The organism is Psychromonas arctica, assembly GCF_038155225.1.
Classification (GTDB): domain Bacteria; phylum Pseudomonadota; class Gammaproteobacteria; order Enterobacterales; family Psychromonadaceae; genus Psychromonas; species Psychromonas arctica_B.
This window is the reverse complement of sequence record NZ_JBAKBA010000189.1, coordinates 1-236: the sequence shown is the minus strand read 5'-3', so window position 1 is coordinate 236 and position 236 is coordinate 1. Positions and strand designations below refer to the sequence as shown.

At 36.4% G+C, this 236-nt stretch carries 1 pseudogene; it reads left to right on the top strand.

What is annotated here, in order from left to right:
- Positions 1-61 precede the first annotated feature (61 nt).
- Positions 62-236: pseudogene (locus V6255_RS18260) on the top strand (flagellar motor protein PomA); the annotation flags it as partial.

Below are 236 nucleotides of genomic sequence, written 5' to 3'. Positions count from 1 at the left end.
CATAAATATCTATACTATCTACATAACAACGCATTAATATTATATTAATAAGGATTTATCTGTGGATTTAGCAACACTCTTTGGAATTATAGGCGCCTTTGGCTTTGTTGTAATGGCGATGCTGATGGGGGGAAGACTCGATATGTTTGTCGATGTGACTTCTATCTTGATCGTGTTTGGCGGTAGAGCTTTCGTTGTAATGATGAAATATAACAATGGACAATTTTTTGGTGCCG